Origin of the sequence: Streptomyces sp. SID3343 (genome assembly GCF_009865215.1) — a bacterium.
Lineage (GTDB): Bacteria > Actinomycetota > Actinomycetes > Streptomycetales > Streptomycetaceae > Embleya.
This window is the reverse complement of record NZ_WWJX01000626.1, coordinates 1-2,079: the sequence shown is the minus strand read 5'-3', so window position 1 is coordinate 2,079 and position 2,079 is coordinate 1. Positions and strand designations below refer to the sequence as shown.

Here is a 2,079-nt window from a genome sequence, read left to right as displayed (position 1 = left end):
ACGTGCCGGGCCGGCCACCCCGGCAAGCACGGCGAGCCGCAACCGCTGCCCGCAGTCGCCCGACGGCCTTGTCTCCTGTCGGCGGATCTGCCATAGATGGCACACCTCACGCCTGACGCCCTGTCAGGTCCGAGGCGGATCGGAAGAAGAGAGGGCAGCCGTGACTCGTCTCGTACTGACCGACGCGACCGTACTCGACGGAACCAACGCCGCCGTCGCCGGCCGAACGGTCGTGATCGAGGGCGACCGCATCACCGCCGTCGAGCCCGATCGCCCCGGCGGGCCCGCGCCCGCCGACGGCGACATCCGGGTCGACCTGGCCGGCCGTACCGTGATGCCCGGCATGTTCACGTGCCACTTCCACTCGACCTACCACGAACTCGGTTCGAAACCGAACACCCCGTACGGCAACGAGTATCCGCCGTCCTACCAGGCCCTGATCGCGGCAAAGAACCTGCGCACCGCGCTCGAACTCGGCTACACGGGCGTGGTCGGCGCCGGCGGTTCCAACGACGTCGAGGGCGGCGTCAAGCGCGCGATCGAGGACGGTCTGATCCGCGGGCCGCGGTTTTGGGCCTCGTCCCGTGAACTGTCCACCACGGGGCACTCCAACGACGGCGTGCCGTGGCACTGGGGCATGCGGGCGTCCGGCGCGGTCCGGCTGTGCGACGGCCCGGAGAGTTTTCGGTTGGGCGTGCGCGAGGAGATCAAGCGCGGCGCGGACGTGATCAAGCTGTTCGTCACCGGCGGCCACGGCACCACGGCGCCCAAGGACCGGATCGAGATGACCCGCGACGAACTGGCCGCCGCGATCGAGGCCGCCCACCAGCGCGGTGTGTTGATCCGCGCCCACCTGGTCAACAAGCCCGCGATCATGATGGCCCTCGACCTGGGCATCGACATCGTCGACCACTGCGACGAGATGGACGACGAGGTGATCGCCGCGCTGGTCGAGACCGGCGCGTTCGTGGTCCCGTCGCTGCACTTCCCCAAGCATTTCCTGGGCTTCATGGGCTCGGGACTCGGCTTCGCCGCCGACGCGATCCAGGCGGACCTGAACCACATGTACGCGGCGATCCCCAAGGCGCAGGCGGCCGGCGTGAAGTTCGTCCTGGGCGACGACTACGGCGCGATCGGCTTCCCGCACGGCCTGTACGGCCGGGAACTACGCCTGTACACCGAACACGCCGGCGTCTCCCCGCTCGACGTGATTCGCTGGGCCACCCGCAACGGAGCCGAACTGGCCCGCCGTGGCGAGGACTTGGGCACGATCGCGGCCGGCCGACTGGCCGACGTACTGATCCTCGACGGCGATCCCTCCGTCGACATCGGCGTGCTGGCCGACCGACCGCCGCTCGCGGTCCTCAAGGGCGGCGAGGTCGTCGCCGGCACGCTGCCACCCGCCACCTGACCCTCCCCGACGAAACGCGGGACGCAGGACGCGCGGGACACGGGACACGGGAGGGGAAACACAGGACGCGAAACGCGGAACTGGAGGCGCAGAACACGCCACCCGCGCCCCCGCCCCGGCCCCGCCGGCACGCAGTCGCCCTCGTCGCTAACGCCGCCTCTGTTTCGGGCGGCCGATCCGGATGCCGATCCCGACGAGAGCCACCAGGAACAGCACGATCCCGATGATCAGGAGCCACAGCAGCCCCTTCAGAAGAACACCGAGGAAGCCGAACACCACGGCGATCAGGATGATGAACCAGAAGAAGGCCATGCGGGCTCCTTACGATCGGACGTGCCGATCCGCGAGAGCGGCCGGGTCAATGGCGCTTGCCCGGCCGACCGCGTGCCCGAACCCGGATCGACCCGAACGGCGCACGTCGTTCACCACGCCGACTGGACCGTTCGGGTCACGCCGAGACGCGTCGCGCGTCCAGCCGGTCCCCCGTCGCGCGTCGAGCCGCTCGCCCGTCGCAGGGCAGGCCGGTCCCCCGTACCGGCCCGCCTCACGACGGACGCCGGTCCCACACCGCCCGGCCTCCTCCCGGCCCGCCCCATCCCGACCGTTCCGTTCCGTTCCGTCGTCCCCGCCCCCGTCGCCGACGCCGACGCCGACGCCGACGCCGACGC

2 protein-coding genes are annotated in these 2,079 nt (G+C 70.9%); one reads left to right on the top strand and one right to left on the bottom strand.

What is annotated here, in order from left to right; genetic code table 11:
- Window positions 1-160 precede the first annotated feature (160 nt).
- Window positions 161-1,411: an amidohydrolase family protein gene (locus GT354_RS19455; RefSeq protein ID WP_161357573.1), complete on the top strand. Its 1,251-nt coding sequence runs from the start codon at window positions 161-163 to the stop codon at window positions 1,409-1,411.
- A gap of 147 nt (window positions 1,412-1,558) precedes the next feature.
- On the opposite strand, the gene GT354_RS52645 is transcribed toward GT354_RS19455, so the two are convergent.
- Window positions 1,559-1,723 (bottom strand): hypothetical protein, encoded by a 165-nt coding sequence (locus tag GT354_RS52645; protein ID WP_202512056.1) that lies wholly within the window; start codon window positions 1,721-1,723, stop codon window positions 1,559-1,561.
- Window positions 1,724-2,079: the final 356 nt, after the last annotated feature.